This window comes from Deinococcus rhizophilus (genome assembly GCF_030271215.1).
Classification (GTDB): domain Bacteria; phylum Deinococcota; class Deinococci; order Deinococcales; family Deinococcaceae; genus Deinococcus; species Deinococcus rhizophilus.
In genome coordinates this window covers 1-1511 of the sequence record NZ_JASNGB010000317.1, presented here as the reverse complement: position 1 = coordinate 1511, position 1511 = coordinate 1, and the positions used below count along the sequence as shown (strand labels likewise).

Below are 1511 nucleotides of genomic sequence, written 5' to 3'. Positions count from 1 at the left end.
CTTTTAATCAGCGGGTTGTAGGTTCAAGTCCTACACGACCCACCAGCAAAAAGCCCCGCCTCAGCGCGGGGTTTTCTCGTCGTCCGTCGCTGACGGGCCTACTGGCCTTCCCGCGCGTCTTGCAGCAGCTCGCCCGCCAGCGTCAGGGCCGCCGGGCCGAGGGGACTGCGGGTCACGCCCAGCAGGGTGCCCAGCTTGTCGCGGCGTGGGCTGCTGAGGTAACTCCAGCGTTCCAGGTCCGCGCGGTGCAGCCGGGCCGCCTCGTCGCGCAGCAGACGCACGGCGCCGTCGTAATACCCTGATTGGAAAGCGGCGCGGGCCCGCTTCTCATGTTCGACCATCCCCAGCCCCCGTGTGGCGAGCAGCACCCGGCGGGCTTCCTCCTCGCCGCCGAAGCCGTACAACTGGTCGAGGTGGTAGACCGCTTTCGGAAAGCGCAGGCCCGCCGCCGCCCGCCACGCGTGGGGCAGCCGCAGGGCGAACTCGGGCCAGCCATGAATGTGGGTCAGCAGCGCCGGGTACAGCAGCTCGACCGCCACCGTCCGGGCCTCGGCCAGCGCGAGCAGTTGCTCCTGCACCCCGTGGCCGGGGCCGGTCAGGGTGCGGCGGGCCGTGTCCAGCCGCTCGGCGGCGCGGCCCAGCAGGTCCTCGCGGTGCCCGGCCAGCCGCTCCTCGTTGAGGGTCCAGAGGGTGCGCTGAATGCGGCCGTAGTGCCCGGTGGGGTCGTACACCACCCGGCTGGTCGCCAGCAGCGCGACCGGGGCCTCCTCGCGGGCCACGTCCCAGGTGCGCCACGCTTCCAGCTTCTCGTAGGGATAGCGGTGAACGGTCACGCCCGCCCGCGTCTCGAACTGCGCCGAGAGCAGGCCACGTTCAAAGGCCACCAGCGTCGGCTGGCTCCCGGACCAGGCGTCGTCCGTGCCGTGGCTACCAGCCTGAGCGACCGCCCGCACCGAGCGGGTGGCGACCAGGCGGTCCTGAACTTTCTCGAGGTCCTGCAAACATGCCTCCACGGTCAGCATAGCGGCGGGGACGGGGTTTCCGGGCCTCGGGACGCCTGCCCGGAGCGTCCCGCTTTCTTAACATGGACTCCCCAAGCGTTGACGCAGTGATTCCATCCGAGCGGACTGGCAAAGCCAAGGAGTGGCGCGTCCCCAGGGGCGTGCGTTCACGCCAACGGCGCACCAGAGCGAGAGGCAGAGAAGCGGGTTCCGGGCCTGGGGCTGGCAGGGCCGGTGTTGTCCCCGTTCGCGAACGGGACGGACCCAATCCGTGGAACGCCAACGGCGCATGCCCGGACCCTTCAGGAGCCCGGAGCGGCGGAAGGCAGGTCCAGCAGCAGCCGGGGCCGGAACCGCAGCCCGTCGGCGGCCACCAGATGCGCCGGAATCCCCGCCCAGTGCCGCAGCGCCCGCTCGGGCGGGACCCCGTGCAGGTGCCCGTACACGATCAGGTCGGGCCGCGCGGCCTCGATCACCTCGGTCAGCGGGTTGGGGGGGTAGGGCGGACTG

At 71.3% G+C, this 1511-nt stretch carries 1 protein-coding gene and 1 pseudogene; both read right to left on the bottom strand.

What is annotated here, in order from left to right; all coding sequences use genetic code 11:
• Positions 1-98: 98 nt before the first annotated feature.
• On the bottom strand, positions 99-1001 hold the full coding sequence (locus QOL99_RS16990) for a hypothetical protein (RefSeq protein ID WP_285525562.1): 903 nt from the start codon (positions 999-1001) through the stop codon (positions 99-101).
• 302 nt (positions 1002-1303) lie between these two features.
• A pseudogene (locus QOL99_RS16985) lies at positions 1304-1511 on the bottom strand (metallophosphoesterase); the annotation flags it as partial.